We start from the raw sequence: 3,457 nt of genomic DNA, 5'->3' as shown, positions 1-3,457 counted from the left end.
GCCGGGACCACGGCGGAGCCGGCCTGGGCCTCGCCATCGCCCGCGACCTGAGCGCCCACCAGGGCGGCACCCTGACGGCCGAGGGCGGCGCGGGCGGCGCCGGGGGTGCGCGGCTGGTGCTGCGCCTGCCGACGGCACGCCGGCCATGACGGGGCCGGGGCGGCCTGGTTCTGCCCGCTCACCCGTTGGGCATCCCTGCTCGCGGCCGCCGGCGGGCGACCGCCGGTCGGGGAATCACGCACGCAACGGCGCCCCGGTGACGCCGCATCAGTTCCCGCTCCCCTGGAGGGCTCCGGAAAACCGGGTGCCCGGGCCGGGCGCGATACCTAGACTCGGCGTGCGCGCTGCCGACAGGGCACCGCGCGCCTCATGCCGAGTGAAGAGAAGGGGAGCCGCGCCATGTGCACGTACCGCATCGCCGCCATCGCTCCCCCGAAGCGGTACGACGTGATCCCGGTGTCTCGCAGCGCGCGGTGCCGGCTGCGCGGCCGCCACCGTATGCCCGTGACCCACTTCTAGGGTTCCGTCCGTCCCCTCCTGCCTTCCGCACGCCCGTGAGCAGGTGAGCGCGTACGTCCTCCCGCCCGGACTCCTTCCGGACCGGAAGGCGATGCCGCTCCGCTCTGCGCTGTGTTACGGCTGCCCGCGGGACGGGACCAGGGACCGGGGCAGGATTCGGGAATCGCGCCGCCCTCTTCCAGAGCACACTCGAAAGGCCTCGGGCCATGCGCGCCAACAGGCAGCCCCTCACCACCTCTTCCTCCACCGCCGTCCGTAACCTGGGTATCCTCGCCCACGTCGACGCCGGCAAGACCACCATCACCGAACGGATCCTCTTCGCGACCGGCGCCATCCACAAGCGGGGCGAGGTCCATCACGGCACCACCGTCACCGACTTCGACGCCCAGGAGCGGGACCGCGGCATCACCATCTTCGCCGCGGCCGTGAGCTGCGCGTGGGGCGCCCATCGCGTCAACCTGATCGACACCCCGGGGCACGTCGACTTCTCAGACGAGGTCGAGCGTTCCCTGCGGGTGCTGGACGGGGCGGTCACGGTGTTCGACGCCGTCGCCGGGGTCGAACCGCAGAGCGAGACGGTGTGGCGGCAGGCCGACCGGCACGGTGTGCCGCGGATCGCGTTCGTCAACAAGCTGGACCGGGCGGGCGCCGACCTCGACACCGCCGTCGCGTCGATTCGACGACGCCTGGGCGTCGTACCCCTGGTGGTACAGCTGCCCATCGGCGCGGAGGACTCGTTCTCCGGCGTCGTCGACCTGCTGGCGATGCGCGCGCTGCACTGGCGGGCCGGCTCCGACGGCTACCAGGTGGGCCCGATCCCCGAGCCCCTGCGGGAGGAGGCGGCCCGCCGCCGCCGACTCCTGGAGGAGACGGTGGCGGAACTGCACGCCGATGCCCTGGAGGAGTTCTGCTCGGCCTCGGCCCTGACGGAACGCACCCTGGTGCGCGCCCTGCGGGAGCTGACTCTGCGCGGGGACGGTGTCGTGGTGCTGTGCGGATCGGCGTACCGTAACCGCGGGATCGAGCCGCTGCTGGACGCGGTTCTCGCCTACCTGCCGTCGCCCGCCGACATGCCTCCGGTACGGGGGCTGGTGGGCGACGGCGTGGAACAGGAGCGCGCCCCCGACCCGGCGGAGCCGTTCACGTCCCTCGCCTTCAAGGTTACGGCGACGGCGACCGGGCGGCTCACGTACCTACGGGTCTACGCGGGCACCCTGCGCAGGGGCGCGACGGTACTGGACGCGGCCACGGGCCGAACGGAGCGGGTCGGCCGAATCCTGCGGGTCCAGGCCGACCGGCACGAGGAACGGGAGGAGGCGGTGGCCGGTGACATCGTCGCGGTGATCGGGCTGAAGGCCGCCCGGGCGGGCACGACGCTGTGCGCGCCGGACGCGCCGCTGGTCCTGGAACCGCCGTCGGTGGCCGAACCGGTGGTGTCGGTCGCGGTCGAGGCCCGTCGCACCATGGACACGGGCCGGCTCTCGGCGGCGCTGGCCCGGCTCGCCGAGGAGGACCCGTCGCTGGTGGTGCGGTCCGACGCGGAGAGCGGCCAGACCGTGCTGTCGGGGATGGGCGAGTTGCATCTGGAGGTCGCGGTGGAGAAGATCCGCAGCGGCCACGGGGTGGAGGTCGTCGTCGGCCGGCCGCAGGTCTCCTACCGGGAGACCGTGGTGCGCGGAGTCGGCGGCCTCGTCCACCGCCATGTCAAACAGGCCGGTGGCGCGGGCCAGTTCGCGCACGTGGTCCTCGACGTCGAACCGCTGGACGAGCCGTGCTTCGAGTTCCGCTCGACGGTCGTCGGCGGACGTGTACCGCAGGAGTACGCGCGCGCCGTGGAGGCGGGCTGCCGGGACGCGCTCGTCGAGGGCCCGCTCGGCGGGTTCCCGGTGACGGGGCTGCGGGTCACGCTCACCGACGGGGCGACCCACACCAAGGACTCCTCGGAGATGGCGTTCCGCGCGGCGGGACGGTTCGGGCTGCGCGAAGCCCTGCGTCTGAGCACGATGGAGCTCCTGGAACCGCTCGTCGAGGTCACGGTGACGGTTCCGGAGGACGGTGTCGGAGGCGTTCTGGGTGATCTCGCGGCCCGCCGTGGCCGGGTCTCCGGTTCCCTCGCCGAAGCGGGGACCGCGGTGATCACGGCTGCCGTACCGCTGGCCGAGCTGTTCGGCTACGCGTCCCGACTCCGCGGCCGGACGCAGGGCCGGGGCACCTTCACCACCCGGCCGGCCGGTCTCGCACCGGTTCCGGCCTCGGTCGCGGCGGCCCCGCCGGCCCGGTGACCGCAGGGTGGACGCCCGCCCCGTCCCCATTCGTCGGGGGCGGGGTGGGCGGGCCCCTGACACCCCCTAAGCTGCGGGGTTCGGCGGTACTCGCAGACAGACAAGGTGAACATGTTCGAGCCGGTGCAGGAAAATCCCTACCCTGACAGCCACGTCCTCGGTGAGGGCCCCGAGCCGCACCCGCTGCTGCGGCCCGTACTGCACCTGCTGGGACGCTGGCACGGCCGGGGGCAGGGCGAGTACCCGACCCTGGAGAAGGACTTCCGCTACGAGCAGGAGATCACCTTCAGCCACGACGGCCGCCCCTTCCTGCGCTACGAGGCACGCGCCTGGCTGATCGACGCGTCCGGGGCGCCGGTGCGGCCGGCGGGCCGCGAGGCCGGGTGGTGGCGGGTGACTCCCGACGCCGGACTGGAGGTCGTGCTCGCCCACCCCACCGGCATCGTGGAGACGTACGTCGGCCGGTTGTCCGGTACGGAGATCGAGATCGCGACCAAGGAAGTGGCGCTGACCCCGCTGGCCAAGGAGGTCACCGGCACGCGGCGGCACTACACGGTCGAGAACGGCGAGATGACGGTCGTCCACGACATGGCCGCCGTGGGCCAGCCCCTGCAGCACCACCTCACGACGCACCTGCGGCAGCGTCCGTCCTAAGC

General features: G+C 73.2%; 2 protein-coding genes and 1 pseudogene. All 3 read left to right on the top strand.

The genetic code is table 11. The features are described 5' to 3' along the window. Positions 1 to 149 (top strand): annotated as a pseudogene (locus ACWGIU_RS33110) (two-component sensor histidine kinase); the annotation flags it as partial. Between the two features lie 576 nt (positions 150 to 725). After that, the gene (fusA, locus tag ACWGIU_RS33105; RefSeq protein ID WP_453711805.1) at positions 726 to 2,801 is read left to right on the top strand and encodes an elongation factor G; all 2,076 of its coding nucleotides are present in this window, start codon (positions 726 to 728) and stop codon (positions 2,799 to 2,801) included. A gap of 111 nt (positions 2,802 to 2,912) precedes the next feature. Then, positions 2,913 to 3,455, top strand: a complete 543-nt coding sequence (locus ACWGIU_RS33100) for an FABP family protein (RefSeq protein WP_453711804.1) — start codon at positions 2,913 to 2,915, stop codon at positions 3,453 to 3,455. Positions 3,456 to 3,457 lie beyond the last annotated feature (2 nt).

The sequence above is a fragment of the Streptomyces sp. NPDC054840 genome (genome assembly GCF_053611065.1).
Note: the sequence above shows the minus strand (reverse complement) of the source record. Positions and strands in the feature narration are given on the sequence as shown.